Origin of the sequence: Streptomyces sp. NPDC058274 (assembly GCF_042881375.1) — a bacterium.
Lineage (GTDB): Bacteria > Actinomycetota > Actinomycetes > Streptomycetales > Streptomycetaceae > Streptomyces.
The window spans coordinates 13,275-34,465 of the sequence record NZ_JBHVXW010000020.1 but is presented as its reverse complement, the minus strand read 5'-3'; the positions used below and the strand labels follow the sequence as shown (position 1 = coordinate 34,465).

General features: G+C 71.7%; 16 protein-coding genes. 3 read left to right on the top strand and 13 right to left on the bottom strand.

Annotated features, from left to right (window positions below; translation table 11 throughout):
* Position 1: 1 nt before the first annotated feature.
* The 11 genes from ACFVYF_RS30410 to ACFVYF_RS30360 form a co-directional block, all read right to left on the bottom strand.
* Entirely contained in the window at positions 2 to 1,024 is a 1,023-nt protein-coding gene (locus ACFVYF_RS30410) for an ADP-ribosylglycohydrolase family protein (RefSeq protein ID WP_389460486.1), read from the bottom strand.
* The gene (locus tag ACFVYF_RS30405) at positions 1,021 to 1,782 is read right to left on the bottom strand and encodes an NUDIX domain-containing protein (protein ID WP_389460484.1); all 762 of its coding nucleotides are present in this window, start codon (positions 1,780 to 1,782) and stop codon (positions 1,021 to 1,023) included. Before ACFVYF_RS30405 ends, ACFVYF_RS30410 begins: the two co-directional genes overlap by 4 nt.
* Before the next feature lie 337 nt (positions 1,783 to 2,119).
* Positions 2,120 to 3,289 carry a pseudouridine synthase gene (locus ACFVYF_RS30400; RefSeq protein WP_389460482.1) on the bottom strand — a complete coding sequence of 390 codons (1,170 nt, stop codon included), beginning with the start codon at positions 3,287 to 3,289 and terminating at the stop codon, positions 2,120 to 2,122.
* A complete protein-coding gene (scpB, locus tag ACFVYF_RS30395; RefSeq protein WP_389460481.1) occupies positions 3,289 to 3,945 on the bottom strand; it encodes an SMC-Scp complex subunit ScpB in 657 nt (218 codons plus the stop codon). The genes ACFVYF_RS30400 and scpB overlap by 1 nt, the downstream gene beginning before the upstream one ends.
* The gene (locus tag ACFVYF_RS30390) at positions 3,942 to 5,147 is read right to left on the bottom strand and encodes a segregation/condensation protein A (protein ID WP_389460479.1); all 1,206 of its coding nucleotides are present in this window, start codon (positions 5,145 to 5,147) and stop codon (positions 3,942 to 3,944) included. The genes scpB and ACFVYF_RS30390 overlap by 4 nt, the downstream gene beginning before the upstream one ends.
* An 18-nt stretch (positions 5,148 to 5,165) precedes the next feature.
* On the bottom strand, positions 5,166 to 5,726 hold the full coding sequence (locus ACFVYF_RS30385) for a hypothetical protein (RefSeq protein WP_389460478.1): 561 nt from the start codon (positions 5,724 to 5,726) through the stop codon (positions 5,166 to 5,168).
* Positions 5,711 to 6,838 carry a ParA family protein gene (locus ACFVYF_RS30380; protein ID WP_389460476.1) on the bottom strand — a complete coding sequence of 376 codons (1,128 nt, stop codon included), beginning with the start codon at positions 6,836 to 6,838 and terminating at the stop codon, positions 5,711 to 5,713. Before ACFVYF_RS30380 ends, ACFVYF_RS30385 begins: the two co-directional genes overlap by 16 nt.
* A 388-nt stretch (positions 6,839 to 7,226) precedes the next feature.
* Positions 7,227 to 8,351, bottom strand: coding sequence for an alanine dehydrogenase (ald, locus tag ACFVYF_RS30375; RefSeq protein ID WP_389460474.1), 1,125 nt, complete (start codon positions 8,349 to 8,351; stop codon positions 7,227 to 7,229).
* Between the two features lie 161 nt (positions 8,352 to 8,512).
* Entirely contained in the window at positions 8,513 to 10,594 is a 2,082-nt protein-coding gene (locus tag ACFVYF_RS30370) for a tetratricopeptide repeat protein (protein WP_389460472.1), read from the bottom strand.
* Positions 10,595 to 10,836: 242 nt separating this feature from the next.
* Entirely contained in the window at positions 10,837 to 11,463 is a 627-nt protein-coding gene (locus tag ACFVYF_RS30365) for an NUDIX domain-containing protein (protein ID WP_389460471.1), read from the bottom strand.
* A gap of 86 nt (positions 11,464 to 11,549) precedes the next feature.
* A complete protein-coding gene (locus tag ACFVYF_RS30360) occupies positions 11,550 to 13,229 on the bottom strand; it encodes a CTP synthase (RefSeq protein ID WP_389460711.1) in 1,680 nt (559 codons plus the stop codon).
* A gap of 501 nt (positions 13,230 to 13,730) precedes the next feature.
* Here ACFVYF_RS30360 and ACFVYF_RS30355 point away from each other — a divergent pair.
* From ACFVYF_RS30355 to ACFVYF_RS30345, 3 genes are all read left to right on the top strand, one after another.
* The gene (locus tag ACFVYF_RS30355) at positions 13,731 to 15,539 is read left to right on the top strand and encodes a glycoside hydrolase family 15 protein (protein ID WP_389460709.1); all 1,809 of its coding nucleotides are present in this window, start codon (positions 13,731 to 13,733) and stop codon (positions 15,537 to 15,539) included.
* A gap of 123 nt (positions 15,540 to 15,662) precedes the next feature.
* Positions 15,663 to 17,045 (top strand): FAD-binding oxidoreductase, encoded by a 1,383-nt coding sequence (locus tag ACFVYF_RS30350; RefSeq protein ID WP_389460469.1) that lies wholly within the window; start codon positions 15,663 to 15,665, stop codon positions 17,043 to 17,045.
* A 165-nt stretch (positions 17,046 to 17,210) separates the two neighbouring features.
* A complete protein-coding gene (locus tag ACFVYF_RS30345) occupies positions 17,211 to 18,839 on the top strand; it encodes a PucR family transcriptional regulator (protein ID WP_389460467.1) in 1,629 nt (542 codons plus the stop codon).
* A 10-nt stretch (positions 18,840 to 18,849) separates the two neighbouring features.
* On the opposite strand, the gene ACFVYF_RS30340 is transcribed toward ACFVYF_RS30345, so the two are convergent.
* Positions 18,850 to 19,986: a glycosyltransferase family 4 protein gene (locus ACFVYF_RS30340; RefSeq protein ID WP_389460465.1), complete on the bottom strand. Its 1,137-nt coding sequence runs from the start codon at positions 19,984 to 19,986 to the stop codon at positions 18,850 to 18,852.
* A gap of 337 nt (positions 19,987 to 20,323) precedes the next feature.
* Positions 20,324 to 21,130 (bottom strand): hypothetical protein, encoded by an 807-nt coding sequence (locus tag ACFVYF_RS30335; RefSeq protein ID WP_389460707.1) that lies wholly within the window; start codon positions 21,128 to 21,130, stop codon positions 20,324 to 20,326.
* Between the last annotated feature and the right edge of the window lie 61 nt (positions 21,131 to 21,191).

Sequence of the window (21,191 nt, the reverse complement as noted above, 5' to 3'; positions counted from 1 at the left end):
CTCAAGCGTCCCAGAGGGCGCCGAGGGAGACGAGGTCGCTCTGGTACTCGATGCGGTCGGCCCACTCCGTCGGCCAGGCGTCCGAGCCGTGGTGGGCGCCCGCGAAGGCGCCCGCCAGACAGGCGATGGAGTCGGAGTCGCCGGACGTGCAGGCGGCCCGGCGCAGCGCGGTGACGGGTTCGTCGACGAAGAGCAGGAAGCACAACAGGCCGGTGGCGAGCGCCTCTTCGGCGATCCAGCCCTCGCCGGTGGCCAGGCACGGGTCGGTCTCCGGCGAGACGGTGCGCACGGCTTCCCGGAGCCGGTCCAGGACGGCCAGGCACTCGTCCCAGCCGCGCGCGATGAAGTGCTCCGGCGTCGGGGCGTCGCTGCGGGTCCACAGGTCGCCGAGCCAGCGGGAGTGGTAGCGGCCGCGGTTCTCGTACGCGTACGAGCGGAGGAGTCCGATCAGCCCGGTCGGCTCGGCGCCCTGCGCGAGCAGCCGTATCGCGTGCGCCGTGAGGTCGGACGCGGCGAGCGCCGTGGGGTGGCCGTGGGTGAGCGCGGCCTGCAACTGCGCGGCGCCCGCGCGCTGTTCGTCGCTCAGCCCCTGGACGAGGCCGAGGGGCGCGACCCGCATGTTGGCCCCGCAGCCCTTGGAGTGGATCTGGCTGGCCTCCTGCCAGGGGCGGCCCTCGGCCTTGAGCAGATCGCAGGCGACCAGGCAGGTCCGGCCGGGCGCGCGGTTGTTGTCCGGCGACTGGTACCAGTCCACGAACTCCTCGCGCAGCGGCCGCTCCAGCCGCTTCGGCCCGAGCAGCCCCCGGTCCATCGCCGTACGCAGTCCGTGCCCCACCGCAAGGGTCATCTGCGTGTCGTCCGTGACGATCGCGGGCCTGGGCAGCTCCATCTGCCGCCAGGGCCCGCACTTGGCGAGGATCGACGGCACGTCGTTGAACTCGGTCGGGAAACCGAGCGCGTCACCGAGGGCGAGCCCGATCAGGGATCCGGTGGCGGCACGTTTCGCGAGGGTCGTGGTGGTCATGAGGGCCGTCCTTCCGGGGCGGGGCGCAGCAGGGGTGGATGCAGGGCGGTGGCGTCACCCGCGCGGTACAGCGCGGCCGGCTTCCCGCGGCCGCCGGTCAGCCGCGCGGCACCCGGGACCGGCGCGACGAAGCCCGGCGTGGCCAGGACCTTGCGCCGGAAGTTGGGCCGGTCGAGGGCGGTGCCCCACACGGTCTCGTAGACCTGCTGCAACTCGCCGAGCGTGAACTCCGGCGGGCAGAAGGACGTGGCGAGACAGGTGTATTCGAGCTTGGCGCCGACGCGTTCGTGGGCGTCGGCGAGGATCCGGTCGTGGTCGAAGGCGAGCGGGTCGAGCGCGTCGTACCGCAGCCACCGGGCCTGCGCCGCGTCACCGCCGCCGCGCGGCTCGGGAGCGTCGGGGAGCAGGGCGGCGAAGGCGACGGAGACGACCCGCATCCTCGGGTCGCGGCCGGGTTCGCTGTAGGTGCGCAGCTGCTCCAGATGGAGCCCGGAGAGGTCCGACAGGCCGGTCTCCTCGGCGAGTTCGCGCCGGGCGGCCGCCTCCGCGGACTCGTCCGGCAGGACGAATCCGCCGGGCAGCGCCCAACGGCCCGCGTACGGCTCGTGCCCCCGCTCGACGAGCAGCACCTGGAGCGCGCCGGCGCGCACCGTGAGCACGGCCAGGTCGACGGTGACCGCGAAGGGCTCGAACGCGTGCTTGTCGTACCCCTCGGGCGCACTGCCCCCGGGTGCCCGGCCCTCGTCGCTTCCGCGCACGCACCCGCCCCCCTTTAATAGTCAGTACGACTATAAAGAGCGCGGGTTGGCTGCCGCAACCCCCTGGGCGTGGACAGGCCGGCGTAATTCCCTGGGCACCCAGGGAGGGCAGGGGTTCCCAGCGGCTCCCCCAGGCGCTTCTCCCGGCCTACGGGGCTCAGCGGGCAGCCCGGGGCCCCCTCCGCCCTCCAGGGCCGTCAGGCACGTACGCACGGCGATCCTGCCGGGCGCAGGCGCTCGGCCCAAGGCCGTACGGATCCGGCGGGGCGGTGAAAACGAATCGGCCGGTCCCGGGAACAACCCGGAACCGACCGAAGGAGTGCGCGAACGCCGGAGGCTAGAGGTCGACCTCCTGCATGAGCATCCCGACCTCGGTGTTCGACAGGCGGCGCAGCCAGCCCGACTTCTGGTCGCCCAGGGTGATCGGGCCGAAGGAGACGCGCACCAGCTTGTCGACCGGGAAGCCGGCCTCCGCGAGCATGCGGCGCACGATGTGCTTGCGACCCTCGTGCAGGGTCACCTCGACCAGGTAGTTCTTGCCGGTCTGCTCGACGACACGGAAGTGGTCCGCCTTCGCGTACCCGTCCTCGAGCTGGATGCCGTCCTTGAGCTGCTTGCCCAGGTCGCGCGGGATCGGGCCCACGATGTGCGCGAGGTAGACCTTCTTCACGCCGTACTTGGGGTGAGTCAGCCGGTGCGCGAGCTCACCGTGGTTGGTGAGCAGGATGACGCCCTCGGTCTCGGTGTCGAGCCGGCCGACGTGGAAAAGCCGCGTCTCGCGGTTCGTCACGTAGTCACCGAGGCACTGACGGCCCTCGGTGTCCTCCATGGTCGAGACGACACCGGCGGGCTTGTTCAGCGAGAAGAACTGGTACGACTGCGTGGCCACGGTCAGCCCGTCGACCTTGATCTCGTCGTTCTCCGGGTCGACGCGCATGCCCTGCTCGAGGACGATCTCGCCGTTCACCTCGACGCGGGCCTGCTCGACCAGCTCCTCGCAGGCGCGCCGGGAGCCGTAGCCCGCGCGCGCGAGCACCTTCTGCAGGCGCTCGCCTTCCTGCTCGGCGCCGGGGTGGGTCTTGGGCGTCTTGATCTCGGGCTTGCCCGCGTACCGGTCGCGGTTGCGCTCCTCGGCCCGCGTCTCGTACTCGCGGGAGCGTGCGGGCTCCGTACGGCCGCCGCGCTGCTGGCTCTGCTTGGGGCCGCCCTTGGCGCCGCCGCGGGCCGCGTTGCCGCGCCCCGACTTCGGGCCTTCGTGGGACGCGGCGGGACCCACGTCGTAGCGGCGCTCCTCGGGACGGGGCTTGCCTGCGCGCTTCGGCCTGTCGTCACGCGCTCCCCCGCTCCTCGGCTGGGAGCCGCCCCCACCGGACCCGCGGGGGTTGCCCCCACCGGTCCCGCGAGAGGCACCGCCCCCGCCGGACCCGCGGGGGTTACCGCCCCCACCGGTCCCGCGGGGGTTGCCGCGCCCGCTGTTCCTGCCACTGCCGCTGCCACTGCTTCGCATCAAAGTTCCGTCGTCGTCGTGTCGTCTGCATCTGCATCCGGTGCGTCCGGATCGAACGACGGGACCCCTTCCAGCGTCTCAGCCTCGATCGCGTCCGCCTCGGGGAGGAAGGGCGCGAGCTCCGGGAGCTCGTCCAGGCCGCGCAGGCCCATTCGCTCCAGGAAGTAGTTCGTCGTCGTGTACAGGATCGCACCTGTTTCGGGTTCCGTGCCCGCCTCCTCGACCAGACCCCGCTGGAGGAGGGTGCGCATCACGCCGTCACAGTTCACTCCGCGCACCGCCGAGACCCTGGATCGGCTGACCGGCTGGCGGTACGCGACGACCGCGAGGGTCTCCAGTGCCGCCTGGGTGAGCCGGGCCTGCTGCCCGTCGAGCACGAAGCGTTCCACGGCCGCCGCGTACCCGGGCCGGGAGTAGAACCGCCAGCCGCCGGCGATGAGCCGCAGCTCGAAACCGCGGCCCTGGACGGTGTACTCGTCGGCCAGCTCCCGCAGCGCGTCCGCGATCTGCCGTCGCGGCCGCTCCAGAATCTTCGCGAGGTGTTCCTCGGTGGCCGGCTCGTCCACGACCATGAGGACGGCTTCCAGGGCGGGCCGGAGATCGAGTCCGGCGACGGTGTCCGGCCCGGCCGGGGTCTCGGTGGTCTCCTCGCTCACGCCTTCTCCTCCTTGACCGGCTCGGGCGGCCTGTCGAACTCGTCCGTCACCGTCGGCTGCTCGTCGCTGTCGCCGCCCGTCCAGCGCACCATCAGCTCGCCCAGCGCCTCCTCCTGGTCCAGGGCCACCGCCTTCTCCCGGTAGAGCTCCAGAAGGGCCAGGAACCGGGCCACGACCGTGAGGGTGTCATCGGTGTCCTCGACGAGGACGCGGAAACTGACCTCGCCCCGTTCCCGCAGCCGCGCCACCACGATCTCCGCCTGCTCCCGCACGCTGACCAGCGGCGCGTGGATGTGATCGACGTAGACCTGCGGCTTGGGCTTGGGCTGCATCGCCTTCACGGCGAGCTTGGCGAAGCCCTCGGCCCCGATGCTGATGACGACTTCGGGCAGCAGCTCGGCGTGATGCGCCTCCAGCCCGACGGTACGGGGGTAGCGGCGGGCCTCTTCCTCCAGCCGCGTGTTGAAGATCTCCGCGATCTGCTTGTACGCGCGGTACTGGAGCAGTCGCGCGAAGAGCAGGTCCCGTGCTTCGAGGAGCGCCAGATCCGCCTCGTCCTCGACCTCGGCGGCGGGCAGCAGCCGCGCGGCCTTGAGATCGAGCAGCGTGGCCGCCACGACCAGGAACTCGGTCGTCTGGTCGAGATCCCAGTCCGGCCCCATCGCCCGGATGTGCGCCATGAACTCGTCGGTGACCTTGGAGAGGGCGACTTCCGTGACGTCGAGCTTGTGCTTCGAGATCAGCTGGAGCAGCAGGTCGAAGGGCCCCTCGAAGTTCGAGAGCCGCACCTTGAAGACACCGTCGTCGGGCTCGGGCTCGGGAGGCTCCGGCTCCGCGCCGGGGAACTCGGCCTCGGGCTCGGATTCCGGAGGCTCCGGCTCCGCGCCGGGGAACTCGGCCTCGGGCTCCGCCACAAGGGGCTCAAGCACAGCGGGCCCAAGTTCAGGCTCCGCCGCAAGAGGCTCAGGCACAGCGGGCTCAGGCGCCGACGGCTCAAGCTCGGGTTCCGCCAGAGACAGGCCGGACTCCGGACCAACCGCAGCAGCCTCGGGCCCGGGCTCCGCCTCCACCGGCGATTCGACCGGCTCCTCAGCGGGAACCGGCGCGGGAACCGGAGCGCGACCCACCCCCGGCCCCCGCCCCAGCGCACGCCGCCGCCCGGCGGAGCCGGCGGCGGAGGAAGGCAGGTCGTTCGAGGTCATAGCCGTCGCAGGCTACCGCTACCGCCCGCGAAGCCGTCGTACGAGGATGCTCGCGTCCCCGCGCGATTCCAGATCGGCGAGGACGACGGCGACCGCCTCACGGACGATCCGCCCCCGGTCGACCGCCAGCCCGTGCTCACCGCGGAGCACCAGGCGGGCGTGCTCCAGGTCCATGAGCTCTTCGGCGGACACGTAGACCGTGATCTTCTCGTCGTGCCGCTCCCGTCCACTGGGCCGGCGGTTGGCGCCCCGCCCGCGCTTGCCGCGCGCGGGCTGCCCGGAGGCAGAACCTTCCTGCGCGGGCTGACGCCGCCGCTCGGGGGCCGCGCCCCGGCTGCGGGACTCGCCCCCGTCGGAGTCGGCGTCGGCCGCCACATGCTCGTCGCCCTCGCCGTCGCCGCCCTGCACGGGCACCGACTGCGGCGCGTCCTCGGCGGCGGCGGCCGCGTCGCTCTCGCCCGCTGGAGCCGGCACCCGGGCCTCGCCGTTACGACGCGAGGGCGAGGACGCCTGGAGCGCCATTCCCCCGGTGGTACGGAACAGTTCGTCGGCCCCCGGCAGACTCACTCGGCGTGACACCGGGCGAGCACCTCCCTGGCGAGCTGGCGATAGGCGGCGGCACCGACGGAGTTGGAGGCGTACGTGGTGATCGGCTCACCGGCGACGGTGGTCTCCGGGAAGCGAACGGTCCGGCCGATCACCGTGTGGTAGACGTGATCGTCGAAGGCCTCCACCACGCGTGCGAGCACCTCACGGCTGTGCACCGTGCGGGAGTCGTACATGGTGGCGAGGATGCCGTCGAGCTCCAGCTCGGGGTTGAGCCGCTCCTGGACCTTCTCGATGGTCTCGGTGAGCAGCGCGACACCGCGCAGCGCGAAGAACTCGCACTCGAGCGGCACGATCACCTTGTGAGCCGCCGTCAGGGCGTTCACGGTGAGCAGGCCGAGCGAGGGCTGACAGTCGATCACGATGTAGTCGTAGTCGGCCATCAGCGGCTTGAGCGCCCGCTGCAGCGTGGACTCGCGCGCGACCTCGGACACCAACTGCACTTCGGCGGCGGACAGGTCGATGTTGCTGGGCAGCAGGTCCATGTTCGGGACCGCCGTCTTCAGGAGCACCTCGTCGGCCGCCATGCCCCGCTCCATGAGCAGGTTGTAGACGGTGAGGTCGAGCTCCATCGGGTTGACGCCGAGGCCGACCGAGAGCGCGCCCTGCGGGTCGAAGTCGACGAGCAGGACCCGGCGTCCGTACTCCGCGAGCGCGGCACCCAGGTTGATGGTCGACGTCGTCTTGCCCACGCCGCCCTTCTGGTTGCACATCGCGATGATCTTCGCGGGGCCGTGGTCGGTCAGCGGGCCGGGGATCGGGAAGTACGGCAGCGGGCGCCCGGTCGGGCCGATGCGCTCACGGCGCTGACGGGCCGCGTCGGGCGCGAGTGTGGCCGCGTACTCGGGATCGGGCTCGTACTCGGCGTCGGGGTCGTAGAAGTGCCCCTCGGGCAGTTCGTCGTAGTCGGCGAAGTGGGTGTGGTTCTCGCCACTTCCGTTGCCGGCCATGGCGTTCACGTGATGGCCATCCATGCTCTGGTGTGCTGTCTGAGTCATCCGGGGACTCTTTTGCGCTGCGAAGGTTCGGACAGCGACGGAGCCGACAGCCTCGAGCCCCGTGGGGCCCTGGCCCCGCGCCGGCATTCCTGGTTGACCACCCCCGGGAGTAAATGTCGACTCATTCACAAGTCGTCTTACCTCCTTGGTGACCAGGAAACTTCTAGATAGGTCAGCGTGGCACCATGCCGACGGTTGGCGACTCTATGGCGTGTCACCGGTCCGCAGCAACACAATCCGCCGGACCCGACCCGATGTGTCGGCAACCGAACACCCCTCTGTCAAGGGCGTAAGGCCGTCGCACGGCAGGTTTCCCAGGTGTGCGAATCGGTTAAAGAGTTACGTTCGTGGCGAGTTGAACGAGTGTCGCAAAGTGACCCGACACACATCCGGCCGGACCTTGTCGGGCAAGGTCCGGCCGGGTGCGCGCTGTTGACGACCTCTGTTGACGTATCGCCTTTTACCAGCTGATGACTTAACCGAGCAGGGTCTCGAGCTCGACGTGCTCAAGGCCGTGCGACTCGGCGACCTCACGGTAAACGACCTTGCCGTCATGCGTGTTGAGACCCTTCGCCAGCGCGGGGTCACGGCGCAGCGCCTCGACCCAGCCGCGGTTGGCGAGCTCGACGATGTACGGCAGCGTGGCGTTGGTCAGCGCGTACGTCGAGGTGTTGGGCACCGCGCCGGGCATGTTGGCGACGCAGTAGAAGACCGAGTTGTGGACCGGGAAGGTCGGCTCGGCGTGGGTGGTGGGACGCGAGTCCTCGAAGCAGCCGCCCTGATCGATCGCGATGTCGACAAGAACACTTCCCGGCTTCATCCGCGACACGAGCTCGTTGGTGACCAGCTTCGGGGCCTTGGCGCCCGGGATCAGCACCGCGCCGATGACGAGGTCGGCCTCGAGGCAGGCCTTCTCCAGCTCGAAGGTGTTGGAGACGACGGTCTGGATCTTCGTACCGAAGATCTTGTCCGCCTCCTTGAGCTTGTTGATGTCACGGTCGAGCAGGGTCACGTGGAAGCCCATGCCGATGGCGATCTGCGCGGCGTTCCAGCCGGAGACGCCACCGCCGATGACGACGGCCTTGGCCGCCAGCACACCCGGGACACCGCCCGGCAGCACGCCGCGGCCGCCATTGGCGCGCATCAGGTGGTAGGCGCCGACCTGCGGAGCGAGGCGGCCCGCGACCTCGGACATCGGGGCGAGCAGCGGCAGCGCGCGGCTGGGCAGCTCGACCGTCTCGTACGCGATCGCCGTGGTGCCGGACTCCAGGAGCGCGTCCGTGCACTCCTTGGAAGCGGCCAGGTGCAGGTACGTGAAGAGCGTCTGGTCCTTGCGGAGACGGTGGTACTCCTCCGCGATGGGCTCCTTGACCTTCAGCAGCAGGTCGGCGGCGGCCCAGATCTCGTCGGCGGTCTCCAGGATCTGGGCACCGGCCGAGATGTACTCGTCGTCCGTGATCGAGGAGCCGACACCGGCGTTGCGCTCGACGACGACCTGGTGGCCGTGGCGCACCAGTTCGTGCACGCCGGCGGGGGTGATGGCCACCCGGAACTCGTTGTTCTTGACCTCGCGGGGGATACCGACCTTCACGTCGATCACGGTCCTTGGCTCAGAGGGTTCTGGGGCTATGCGTGCCGGGGCGATCAAGCCAGGCATTGCATGACATACCCGACGCACGGGAGCACACCGGGAGACACCACGAAAGGACGCGGCGGAGCCAGTCTAATGAAGGGATTCTCTCTGTCTAGCCTTTCAATGCATCAATCTTCAGTGGATGTACTACGGATTTCGCAGGCGTTAGCGCCTTGTTCCTTGGCCGATGTGGTCTCCGGCAGCTCATCTCCCAGCATGCGCTCCGCAGCACTGCGGTGCAGCTGGGCCGCCACCGGGTCGCCGAGCCGGTCCAGGGTGTCGGCGAGCCTGAGCTGCAGCGCGGCCTGCAGGCGTACGTCTTCCGCGCGGCGGGCCAGGTCGACCGCCTCATGGCACGTGTACAGCGACTCCTCGGGCCGGCCCGCGTACTCCTGGACCCGCGCCAGCTCGCTCAACGCCCTTGCCTGGGCCGCGACATCGCCGTTCCTCCGATGCCCGGTGACGGCCGAGCGCCAGTTGCGCAGCGCCTCGCCGTAGCGACCCGCATAGGTGTGCGCGCCGGCGATCCGGCCGTACAGCCGGGCCGCTTCGACCCGCTCGCCGCGCGCGAGGCGCTCGGCGAGCGCCCTGCCGTACCAGTCCGCGGCCCGGTCGTAGTCCCCCAGCTCCTGATGGGCGCCGCCTACGGATTCCATCGCGCGGCCGGTCGCATACGGGTCGTTCGCCTCGCGTCCGGCGTCCAGCGCGGCCCGGTAGCGGGTGAGCGCCTCGGCCGTACGGCCCGTCTGCGCGTCGAGATCAGCGAGGTTCAGCAGCGCCGCGGCCTGCTCCCGGGGCAGACTGCGCCGCTCGGCGACATCCAGGACGAGCCGGTGGATGCCGTACAGCTCGGGCGCGGCCGCCTGCGTACCGACGTGCGCGACCATGGCCCGGACGAGGGCGGCCATCAGGCGACGGGCCAGCGTGTCCAGCTCACCGTCGGCCACCGCCGTGCGGGCCGCGGCGAGCAGCGCGGGCTGCCGGATGCGAAGCCAGTCGGCGGCGGCCCGTGGGCTGGGAAAACGCAGGTCGCGGGGCAGACCGGAGAGCTTCTCGCGGGCCGGCGGGTTGTCCGTCTCGGTGATCGCGCGGCAGGACACCAGCAGCCGTACGGTCCGCTCGAGCATCCGGGCGCGGGCCAGCTGAAGCTCCGCCGGGCGATCCTGGCTCTCGGCGAGGGCGCGCAGCAGCGGCAGCAGACAGCCGGGGACCTCGAACTGGGGCAGCGGCGACTCCACCGGCCGCAGGAGGCCGAGCTTGGCGAAGTCCTCCAGGGTGGTGCGGGCCGCGTGCAGGGTGGAGCCCGCCAGCGCGGACGCCGAGTGCGGGTCGACGATGCCGGCCGGGGCGAGGGAGAGCAGGCGCAGCATCCGGGCCGCTGCGCTGGGCAGCGAGCCGTAGACGAGCCGGAAGACACGGGCCAGCGGCGTCCCCTCGTCGCTCTCGGTATGCAGGTGTTTGGCCAGGTCGGCGACGGCCGCCTTGGGCCGGGAGGCGAGCCAGCCCCCGGCGAGCACGAGGGCGGCCGGCTGCCCGGCGCAGATCTCGACCAGGCCCTCGGCGGCGCTCGGGTCGACGGTGATGCGGACCGAGCCGGTGAGCCGCCCGAGCAGTTCCAGGGCGGACTTGGTGTCGAGGCCGCCCAGGGTGCAGGGCCGGACGTCCGCGATGCCGGTCAGCGGGCCCTCGGAGACCGCGACGACCAGGCAGTCCGGGGTGTCCGGCAGCAGGGCGTCGACCTGCTCGGCGGTCGCCGCGTCGTCGAGCAGCAACAGGGCGCGGCGGTCGGCCAGGGCCCCGCGCAGCGCCTCGGTGAGGTCGTCCTCGGCGGCGCCCGGCGGGGTGGCGACGTCCAGCGCTGTGAGCAGGGCCCGCGCGCTGCGTTCGGTGGGCACCGGTGTGCCGTCGGGCTCGGTGAGCCGGGCGCGCAGGACCCCGTCGGGGTAACTCTCGGCGACCTGCCGCACGAGCTCCTCCGCGAGCGCCGTACGGCCGAAGCCGGGCCGGCCCGCGATGAGCAGCACGCGTGCGCGGGGTGCCTTGCGCCCGGACAGAGTGTCCAGTCCCGCGCGCTCGATGTCGACCCGGAGTTCCTTCAACTCTCTTGTACGGCCCAGGAACTGATCCCCCGTGGGAACGGACTCGGCAGCCGGGCACTCCTCCTGTGCCGACACGTCCGTGCCGTCGGTGTCCACTCCCTGATCCGTCACGGGCCACACTCCCGTCCCACTGCGCGCGCCAGCCCGCCGGGACTCCGGACGGGGCGTTTTCAGAGCCTAGTTCACGCTCTGCGACGATCCGGGCGGAGCGCGGCGGCGAGGTCCCCCGATCGGATCAGGCGATCGTCACACCGGGGTCCCCCGGATGGGTGCGTGGACGCGTCCGATCCCGGGACCGGGCGCTTCGGACTCCGGCGCCGGGCGCTTCGGACTTCGGCCGCGACGTGGCGGACTCAGGCCTCGAAGGGCCGGGCCGGCCAGGGCGCCTCCGCCGGGCGCAGCGCGTCGAGTCCGTCGCCGCTGCGGGCGGCGACCAGCGACAGGACGCCCACGACCAGGCAGTTGTTGTGCAGCTCACCGGCGAGCACCCCGTGCACGAGTTCGTCGACGGTCACCCGCGAGAGTTCCATGTCGGCCTCCTCGTCCTCGACCTCGAAGCGCTGTCCCTCGGCCTCGGACAGATCGCGGGCGAGGAAGATGCGGACGGCTTCGTCGCAGCCGCCGGGGGTCGTGTAGACGTCGGCCAGCACGCGCCAGTCCTCGGCCTTGACGTGCGCCTCTTCGTAGAGCTCGCGCTGGGCGGCGTGCAGCGGGTTCTCGCCGGGGATGTCGAGCAGCCCGGCCGGGATCTCCCACAGCTTGTGGCGGACGGGGTGGCGGTACTGGCGGATCACCAGCACGCGCCCCTCGTCGTCGAGGGCGAGGACGGCCACGGAGCCGGGGTGGACCTGGTAGTCACGGCGGGCGACCGACCCGTCGGGCATGACCACGTCGTCGGTGCGAACCGAGGTCTTGTTTCCCACGAAGGGGGTCTCGGTGGCCCTGACCTGCCACTCCTCGGCGGAGTCCTTGATCGTCATGTCGCCCTGTTCCTCCTGCACACCAAACGAAAACCGGGGCGCGCCTCCCAGAAGAAGCGCACCCCGGCAACCGTACAACCCTTGTGTTACCCGGCCGTCCCACCGCCGGTCTTGCGCTCGACGGCGGCCTTCACCAGGCCCGCGAAGAGCGGGTGCGGGCGGGTCGGGCGCGAGCGCAGCTCGGGGTGCGCCTGGGTCGCCACCAGGTAGGGGTGCACCTCGCGCGGGTACTCGACGTACTCCACGAGCTTGCCGTCCGGAGACGTGCCGGAGAACTGCAGACCGGCCTTCTTCTCCAGCTCGGCGCGGTAGGCGTTGTTCACCTCGTAGCGGTGACGGTGGCGCTCCTCGACGTACTCCTTGTTGTCGTACACCTCGCGCACGATGGAGCCCTCGGCCAGCTTGGCGGGGTACATGCCCAGCCGCATCGTGCCGCCCATGTCGCCCTCGCCGGCCACGATGTCGAGCTGCTCGGCCATGGTGGAGATGACCGGGTGGCCCGTCGCGGAGTCGAACTCGGTGGAGTTGGCGTCCGGGATGTCGGCCAGGTTGCGCGCGGCCTCGATCACGATGCACTGCAGGCCCAGACAGAGGCCGAGCAGCGGGATCTTGTTCTCGCGGGCGTACTCGATGGCGCCGACCTTGCCGGACACACCGCGGTCGCCGAAGCCGCCGGGGATGCAGATCGCGTCGACATCGCCGAGCTGGCTCGCGGCACCCGCCGGGGTCTTGCAGTCGTCCGACGTGACCCACTTGATCTTCACGCGGGCCTTGTTCGCGAAGCCGCCGGCGCGCAGCGCCTCGGTGACCGAGAGGTAGGCGTCGGGCAGGTCGATGTACTTGCCGACCAGCGCCATGTTGATCTCGTGCGCGGGGTTGTGGACGCGGTCGAGCAGGTCGTCCCAGGTCGTCCAGTCCACGTCACGGAACGGCAGGTCCAGCTTGCGGACGACGTAGGCGTCCAGGCCCTCGGTGTGCAGGACCTTCGGGATGTCGTAGATCGACTTGGCGTCGATCGCCGCGACCACGGCCGCCTCGTCGACGTCGCACATCAGCGAGATCTTGCGCTTGATGGCGGTGGGCACCTCGCGGTCGGCGCGCAGCACGATCGCGTCCGGCTGGATACCGATGGCCCGCAGCGCCGCAACCGAGTGCTGGGTCGGCTTCGTCTTCAGTTCCCCGGACGGGCCGATGTACGGAAGGAGCGAGATGTGGACCACGAACACGTTGTCGCGGCCGACCTCGTGACGGACCTGGCGGACCGTCTCCAGGAACGGCAGCGACTCGATGTCGCCGACCGTGCCGCCGACCTCGGTGATGACGACGTCGACGTCGTCGGTGGCCATGCGGCGGATGCGGTGCTTGATCTCGTTGGTGATGTGCGGGATGACCTGCACGGTGTCGCCCAGGTACTCGCCGCGCCGCTCCTTGGCGATGACCGTCGAGTACACCTGCCCTGTAGTGACGTTGGCGGTGCCGTCCAAGTCGACGTCGAGGAACCGCTCGTAGTGTCCGATGTCCAGGTCGGTCTCGGCTCCGTCGTTGGTGACGAACACCTCACCGTGCTGGAACGGGTTCATGGTGCCGGGGTCGACGTTCAGGTACGGGTCGAGCTTCTGCATCGTGACCCGCAGACCGCGCGCCTTCAGCAGCGCACCCAGGCTGGAGGCCGTCAGGCCCTTGCCGAGGGAGGAGGCGACACCCCCGGTGACGAAGATGTGCTTGGTCGTCGTGGCTGTGCTGTTTCGAAAAGCAGCGGGCGGCATGGCCAAGAGGGGGCTCCCGTGGTCGCGGTCTGGGGTGCGTACCGGCGGTCCGGCCCGGAAGGAAGTACCGGGATTTTCGGAGGCGCCGTCGCTGCGGTTCGGGGGTTTCTCGCCCACCGGTCCACGGGCTACCAGGGTATCAGCGACAGGACCAGAGTGCTCCCGGCCACGCTCCGCGCACACACCGACACGGAGCTCGCACGGTCGCACGCACCGCTCACAGGCCGGTCACCTCTTGCTCACTCGTTCGGCCCAGTCGGGTTGCCAAGAGCGGCGCGCGGATCATCGAGGTGCGTCGTATCCTGCTCGGACACTCGCTGCCGAGCCCGGCCCGCAAACGGCACTACCCCCGCCCGTATCCCGGAACACGAGAGCTCGTCAGTTCGTTTCGCAACGACATTCGCAAAAGCCTTCTGACGTTTCGCAACGACGCTTTACACCGACCCCTTGACCGCAAAGAGCGACCGCCCCTCGGGGGGCGACGTGGCCGTTCGACTGGAGATGCACGTGGCCGGGCGCATCGAGGACTACGCACTCATCGGAGACATGCAGACAGCCGCGCTGGTCTGCCGGGACGGCACAGTCGACTGGCTGTGCCTGCCCCGCTTCGACTCGCACGCCATCTTCGCCGGCCTGCTGGGCACCGAGGAGCACGGCTTCTGGCGGCTCGGGCCTGCGCACGCGGCGGACGCCGAACCGCCGACGGCGGCCCGGCGCACGTACCGCGGCGACTCACTGATCCTGGAATCCGAGTGGGACACCCCACGCGGCACGGTCAGGGTGACGGATTTCATGCCCCCGCGTGACGGCGCGCCGCAGCTGATCCGGATCGTCGAGGGCGTCACCGGCCGGGTGCCGATGCGCTCGGCCCTGCGCATGCGTTTCTCGTACGGGCGGGTCGTGCCCTGGGTGCACAAGCACGAGGGGCGGACGGTGGCCGTCGCCGGTCCCGACTCCGTGTGGTTCGACACAGCCTGCGAAACCTACGGCAAGGACCTCACGACGTACGCCGACTTCACGGTGGCGCCGGGTGACCGGATCGCGTTCACCATCTCCTGGGAGCCCTCGCACCGGCAGCCGCCCGCGCTGCCGGAGCCGGAGCAGTCCCTGGAGGCCACCGAGGACTTCTGGCGCGAGTGGGTCGAGCAGTGTACGTACCACGGGCCCTACCGCGAGGCCGTGGTGCGCTCCCTGATCACCCTCAAGGCCCTGACGTACGCCCCGACGGGCGGCATCGTCGCCGCGCCCACCACCTCGCTCCCCGAGGAGATCGGCGGTGTCCGCAACTGGGACTACCGCTACACCTGGCTGCGGGACGCGGCGATCACCCTCTCCTCCCTGCTGCGCACCGGCTACCGCGAGGAGGCCCGGGCCTGGCGCGAGTGGCTGCTGCGCGCGGTCGCCGGTGACCCGGAGAACCTGCAGATCATGTACGGCATCGCGGGGGAACGGGAGTTGGGCGAGGCGGAGCTCGACTGGCTTCCCGGGTACGAGAATTCAAGCCCCGTGCGGGTCGGCAACGGCGCAGCGCACCAGCTCCAGCTGGATGTGTACGGCGAGGTCACCGAGGCCCTGCACCTCGCGCACATGACGGGTCTGTCCCGCAACGACTACGCGTCCCTGCTCCAGTTGAAGCTCATCCGCTATCTGGAGGACCACTGGGACCAGCCGGACGAGGGCATCTGGGAGGTGCGCGGCCCGCGCCGCCACTTCGTGCACTCCAAGGTGATGGCCTGGGTCGCGGTCGACCGCACCATCAAGCTCATCGAGTCCGGCGACGCCGACGGACCGCTGGAGAAGTGGCGCGAGCTGCGCGACGACATCCACCGGGACGTCTGCGAGAAGGGCTACGACCAGGAGCGCAACACGTTCACGCAGTCGTACGGCTCCAAGGAGCTGGACGCCTCGCTGCTGCTCATTCCGCAGATGGGCTTCCTGCCGCCGGACGACAAGCGCGTCATCGGTACCATCGAGGCGATCCAGCGCGAGCTGTCGACGCCCGACGGGTTCATCCTGCGGTACCCGACGACCGGTGAGCACGCGGGCGTGGACGGCCTGGAGGGCGACGAAGGGGCGTTCCTCGCCTGCTCGTTCTGGATGGCCGACGACCTGGCGATGATCGGGCGGGTCGACGAGGCCCGCAAGCTCTTCGAAAAGCTGCTGGACCTGCGCAACGACCTCGGTCTGCTCGCCGAGGAGTGGGACCCCCGCCTCCAGCGCCAGGTCGGCAACTTCCCGCAGGCCTTCAGCCACGTCCCCCTCATCGACACGGCCCTGCGCCTGACGGCGAGCGGGGCGTACGGCGGCTGACCGCGTCCGCGGGCTGCTTCGCACCGGCACGCTCCGTCCACGGGACGTGCCGGCAGGCGCCGGTGCGAGGACAGGGCCTAGGCTGAAAGCAGTTCTGTCCCCTGCTGAGAGGGGGCGGCTGCGATGGCTCCCCTTTCGAAGGCGGGCGCGGCTCTGGCCGCGCTCCGCGCGGATCTGACCGGCGACGTCTTCGCCCCGCACGATCCGGGGTACGACGAGGCGCGGGCGGTCTTCAACACGATGATCGACCGGCGCCCGGCCGTGATCGCCCAGTGCACGAACGAGGCCGATGTCGTCCGCTCGGTGCGCTTCGGACGCGAGCTGGACCTGGCGATCGCGGTCCGCGGCGGCGGCCACAGCGTGGCGGGCATGTCCCTCAACGACGGTGGCCTGGTCGTCGACCTGCGGCGTATGCAGGGGGTGACGGTGCATCCCGGGTCCTCGTCGGTGCGGATCGAGGGCGGTGCCACGATGAGCCACCTGGACCGGGCCACCGAGCCGTACCGGCTGGCGACCACCGGCGGGCGGGCCTCGACCACCGGGGTCGGCGGCTTCGTGCTGGGCGGCGGCACCGGCTGGCTGGACCGGCTGTTCGGCCTGGCGGTCGACAATCTGCTCGGCGTCGAGCTGGTGACCGCGGACGGGACGACGGTCCTGGCGAGCGCCGAGGAGAACCCCGAGCTGTTCTGGGCGCTGCACGGCGGCGGCGGGAACTTCGGTATCGCCACCGCGCTGACCCTCAAGCTGCACGAGCTGCCCGAGTTCTCGTTCGCCATGGTGATGAGCCTGCCCGAGACCGGCCCCGACGCGGTCCGCACCTACCGCGAGATCATCGCTCACGCTCCAGTGGAGGCGAGCGGCGGTGTGATCTATCTGACCGGGCCGCCCGAGCCGTTCATCCCCGAGCACCTGGTGGGCGAGCGCCTGTGCGGCTCCCTTCTGGTGTATGCGGGCGGCGAGGAGGAGCTGCGCAAACTCGCCGAGCCGCTGCTCGCGCTGCCGCACGAGGTGGAGGTCGTCACCGCCGTCCCGTACGCGGACTTCCAGACCATGTTCGACGACCCCTGGGGCATGCGTAACTACTGGTCCGCGGAGTATCTGACCGGTCTGCCGGACGAGCTGGCGGACGTCTTCTGCGCCCTCGGCGACGCGCTGCCGGTGCCCACGGGGACGCAGCACGTGCTGTTCCCGCAGGGCGGCGCGATCGCCTCGGGTCCCGGCGAGTTCCCGGTGCCCTACCGGGACGCGCCCTGGGCCGTGCACCCCTTCGGCATCTGGGAGGACCCGGCGGACGACGAACGCTGTATCCAGTGGGTCAAGGACGTCCGCGCCGGCGTCCGCCCGTGGAGCACCGGCGCGGTCTATCTCAACTTCATCGGCGACGAGGGCGCGGACCGGGTCGTGGCCGGCCTCGGCGCCGAGAACACCCGCCGCCTGGCCGCGGTGAAGGCCCGGTACGACCCGGACAACGTCTTCCGGTTCAACCACAACATCGCGCCGACGTAGTGGCCGGGATCAAGGCCGCCCCGGCCGTGACGCACACCACAGCCGACAACAGGCCGTGCAAGTGCGGCGCGGGCGCGACGGATTGTCCCGCGCGGGAGGCCCGTGATCGTCTCCATGACGGGTCGGAGATGTCACCGGAACGTGTGCGCCGGTAGCGTCCGTCGCATGGAGAGCCGTTACGACACCCAAGGGGCCGGGATCACCGTGCAGCGGGCGCTGGAGCTGCCCGGGCTGCGCAGCGGGCTGCCGGAGATCCTCGCGGGCGCCGACCGGCTGCAGCGCACGGTGCGCTGGGTGCACGCGGGCGAGGTCCCGAACATCGCCTCGCTCCTCAAGGGCGGCGAACTGCTGCTGACCACGGGATACGGCCTCGGCACGCGCCCGGCCGAGCAGCGCGCGTTCGTGCGCACCCTGGCCGAGCGCGGCATCGCGGCGCTGGTCGTGGAGCTCGGTCCGCGCTTCACCCGGCTGCCCGCCGCCCTGGTGGAGACGGCCCGCACCACCGGCCTTCCGCTGGTCCAGCTGCACCGCGAGGTGCCCTTCGTGACCGTCACGGAGGAAGTGCACACGGAGATCGTCAACGGCCACTACGCCCTGCTCCAGCAGGCCGAGGAGGTGCACCGGCGCTGTACGGAGGCCCTGCTCGGCGGTGGCGGGGTGCCGCAGGTGCTGGGCATCCTGGCGGACTTCGGCGGCAATCCCGTCTTCCTCGAGACGGCGGACGGACAGCTCCTGTACGCCGCCGGGGCCGGTCCCGCGGGCGCCGACCCGCTCCAGGTCTGGGAGGGGCTGCGCGGCCAGCACAAGGACGAGCCGCCCGCCGGGACGACGATCGTGGACGTGCCCGGCGGCGGCCCCGGCACCGGCTCGGTCCGCGCCCGGCTGGTCCTCACGCCGGTGAGCACTCCGGTGGCCCCGGTGCACCGGATCGCGGCGGAGCGGGCGGCGGGCATCCTGGCCGTGGTCCTGATGCAGGCCCGTCAGGAGGAGGAACTCGCGGCGCGTGGCCGCGGCGATTTCCTCACGGACCTCGCCGAGGGGCGGATCCGGGCCGAGGACGCGCCCGCGCAGGCCCGCGTGCTGGGTTTCAGGCCGGGTGGCAGCCCGCTGCTGCCGGTCGTCATGCGGCTCGCGGACGGCCTCGCCCCGGGCGGGGGCTGGGCCGTCCTGGCCCGCGCGGTCGCCGAGGAGCTGGCCTCGGTCGGGGTGCCCGTGCTGCTGGGTGTACGTCCCGTCGAGGGCCGTGTCCCGCTGCTGCTCGGCCTGCGCTCGGAGTCCGAACGCGCGGCCGTCGCGGACCGGGTGGCGGCGGCGCTGCGGGCGGGCGTGGAGCGCGCCGGCATGCAGCGGCCGGGCGCTCAGCCTCCGGTCGTGGTGGTCGGGGTGGCGGGCGGCTGGGCGGCGGCCTCGGCGGGGCTGCGGCACGCGGCGGAGACGGCGACGGCGGCACAGGGCCTGTCGGACCGCCCCTGGTACGACGCCCGGCGCCTCGACATCGATCTGCTGCTGTGGCGCCTGCGCGAGCACCCGGACCTGGCGGCGTTCGTGGACCGTGCGATCGGCCCCCTGCGCGACCACGACAACCGCTCCAAGCCGCCTCTCCTGCCCACGCTGCAGACGTACTTGGCGCACGCGGGCCGCAAGGCGGAGACGGCCCGCGAGCTGCACCTCAACCGGCAGACGCTCTACAACCGCCTCGCCCGTATCGGTGAGTTGCTGGGCACGGATCTGGACGACCCGCAGACGGTACTGGCGTTGAGCCTGGCCCTGCGGGCGCGCCGGCACGTGCCGTAGAGGGTGCCGCCTACGCGAGCGGCCGGGGCTGGGTCAGTTCGTCGTAGACGCAGAGGACTTGGGCGACGGTGTCGTCCTCGGTCGGCCAGGTCGCGGCTTGCTGTGCGCCCTTCTCCTTGAGCAGCTCCCGGCGTGCCGGGTCGTCGAGGAGGCGTACGACGGCCTCGGCGAGCGCCTCCGCGTCTCCGTACGGGACGAGCTCGGCCGCGTCGCCCACCAGCTCGGGGATACCGCCGACCCGGGTCGCGACGAGCGGCACGCCCGCGTGGAGGGCCTCCTGGGCGAGGACGGAGCGCGATTCCCAACTGCTGGGCAGCAGCGCGATGTCGGCGGCCGCGAGGAGCTGGGTGATGTCGTCGCGCCGGCCGACCAGGCGCACCGGCAGCCCTTCGTCCTCGATGCGTTGCTGGAGGAACGGCCGCAGGGGCCCCTCTCCGGCGATCACGAGCAGCGGGGCCGGGTTGAGGCGGCGCCACACGCGGGTGGCGTCCAGCAGCGTGTCGTAGCCGCGGTGCCGGTCGAGGGAGCCGACGGCCATGAGCAACGGGCGGCCCGTGGCACCGAGTTCGGCCCGCGCCTTGTGTCCCAGGCGGTCGGGGTCGTCCTGCTCGGCGGGCTTGCGCGGCGCGGGAAGGGCGACGGCGGCGAGCCGTGCGTCCCGCGCTCCCCTGCTGCGGGCCCGGTCGACCAGGTCGGACGACGTCCCGAGGACGACGGCGGCGGCCTTGGCGACCCGCCGCTCCAGCAGGCGCAGCAGATGGGCCCTGGTCCCTTCCGCGTGCGAGCGGGTGTGCCAGGTGACGACCAGCGGGGTGCGGCGGCCGCTGAGCGCGAGCGCGGCCCGCAGAGCGGCGTGCAGTCCGTGCGCGTGGACGAGGTCCGCGTCGGCGCAGACGGTGCGCAGCGCGGCGACGGAGGCGGGGTCGCTGCTGCGGGGCACGGGGACGTGCTGGGCGCCGACACCGGTGAAGTCGTAGACACGATTGGCCTCGGAGGGGGCGCACACGGTGACGCGCACGCCTCTGGCGACGAGGCCCGACGCCAGGGACCGCACATGGGCACTGCTGCCCGCGCTGCCGCCACCGAGCACCTGCACGGTGCACAGCGGCGACTGCCCGTGCGGTGAGTGGCTGCTCACGAGGCTCACGTGGCCGGGGCTCCTGGTTCGGCGTCGGACGGTCACGAAGAAACGTACAGAAGGATCGTGCAGAGGGGGGTGTACCGCACGTCGTACTCCGCGTACTACGCCAAGGATGCCAGGACACCCCGCCGTTCGGGCACCACCGAGGAGACGCGACCACACCGGTGTGGGCAAACCGTGGGGCGCGGTCACTCACACGAGTGAGGGACGGCGGGCCTTCGGACAGGCGTGTGAGGGCGGGCCCGGAGACGTGAGCGCGGGCCTGGAGGCATTCGGACAGGCGCAGGGGCGGACATGGGGGCGCGAGGACGGGACACGCTCCGTGGAGCGCGCGCTTCGGCGCTCAGTCAGGAGTGCACTCCGGCGCGCGCGCCGCCGCACGCGCCGGCCTGCGCGCCAGCTCGCTCACCTTCTCCCCGTACGCCGCCGCGGCCACGAGCACCGCGGCGTGGGCGACCAGTCCCGCCCGCCCGTTACCGGCGACGACGGCGGCGCCCAGTGCGGCGCCGAGCGCGTGGGCTCCGGTGTCGCCGATCATCGCGCGCTCCCCCAGATCGTCGGGGAATACGGCGGCAGCGGCTCCCATGACCCCGGCGGACAGCTCTCCGGCCGTGCCGCTGCGCAGCAGCCCGGGCGCCCCCAGGGCGAGTACCGCGCCGGCGGCCCTCCCGGGGCGCACATCCACGAGATTGACGAGGTGCGCGGTCCCGGCGATCACCACTCCCGCCAGCACCTTGTCCAGGGCCCGTTCCTTGAGCAGCGACCCGGCCACCAGGCCCGCGGCCGAGATCCCGAACAACTTGACCGCGCCGCTGGTCACTTCGCCCCGGCGCAGGGCACCGAGATGCGCCCGGAACCCGCGCCGGGGGTCACCGGCTCCGGCGACGTCGTCGTACGCGCCACACGCGCCGGCGGCGAGGACGGCGAGCCCGGCTGCACGATGGGCCCGTCCGGCCGCGAGAGCCGCACCCAGGGCCGTGGCGGGACCCGCGTACAGCTCGACGGTCCGCCCCGCGTAGTTCTCGCGCTCCCAACGCCCCCGCCCGCCGGGCGCCTTGGCGCGCAGGGCGACGATCCCCGCGCGCGTGACGCCCGCGGCAAGCCCGAACGCGACGGCGGTACGCGCGCGTGCGGCGGCCGCCGGAGTCATGCGTGTGCTGATCATGGACGTCACCCTACGGACCCCGGGAAAGCCCCCGTCGGGGGCCAGG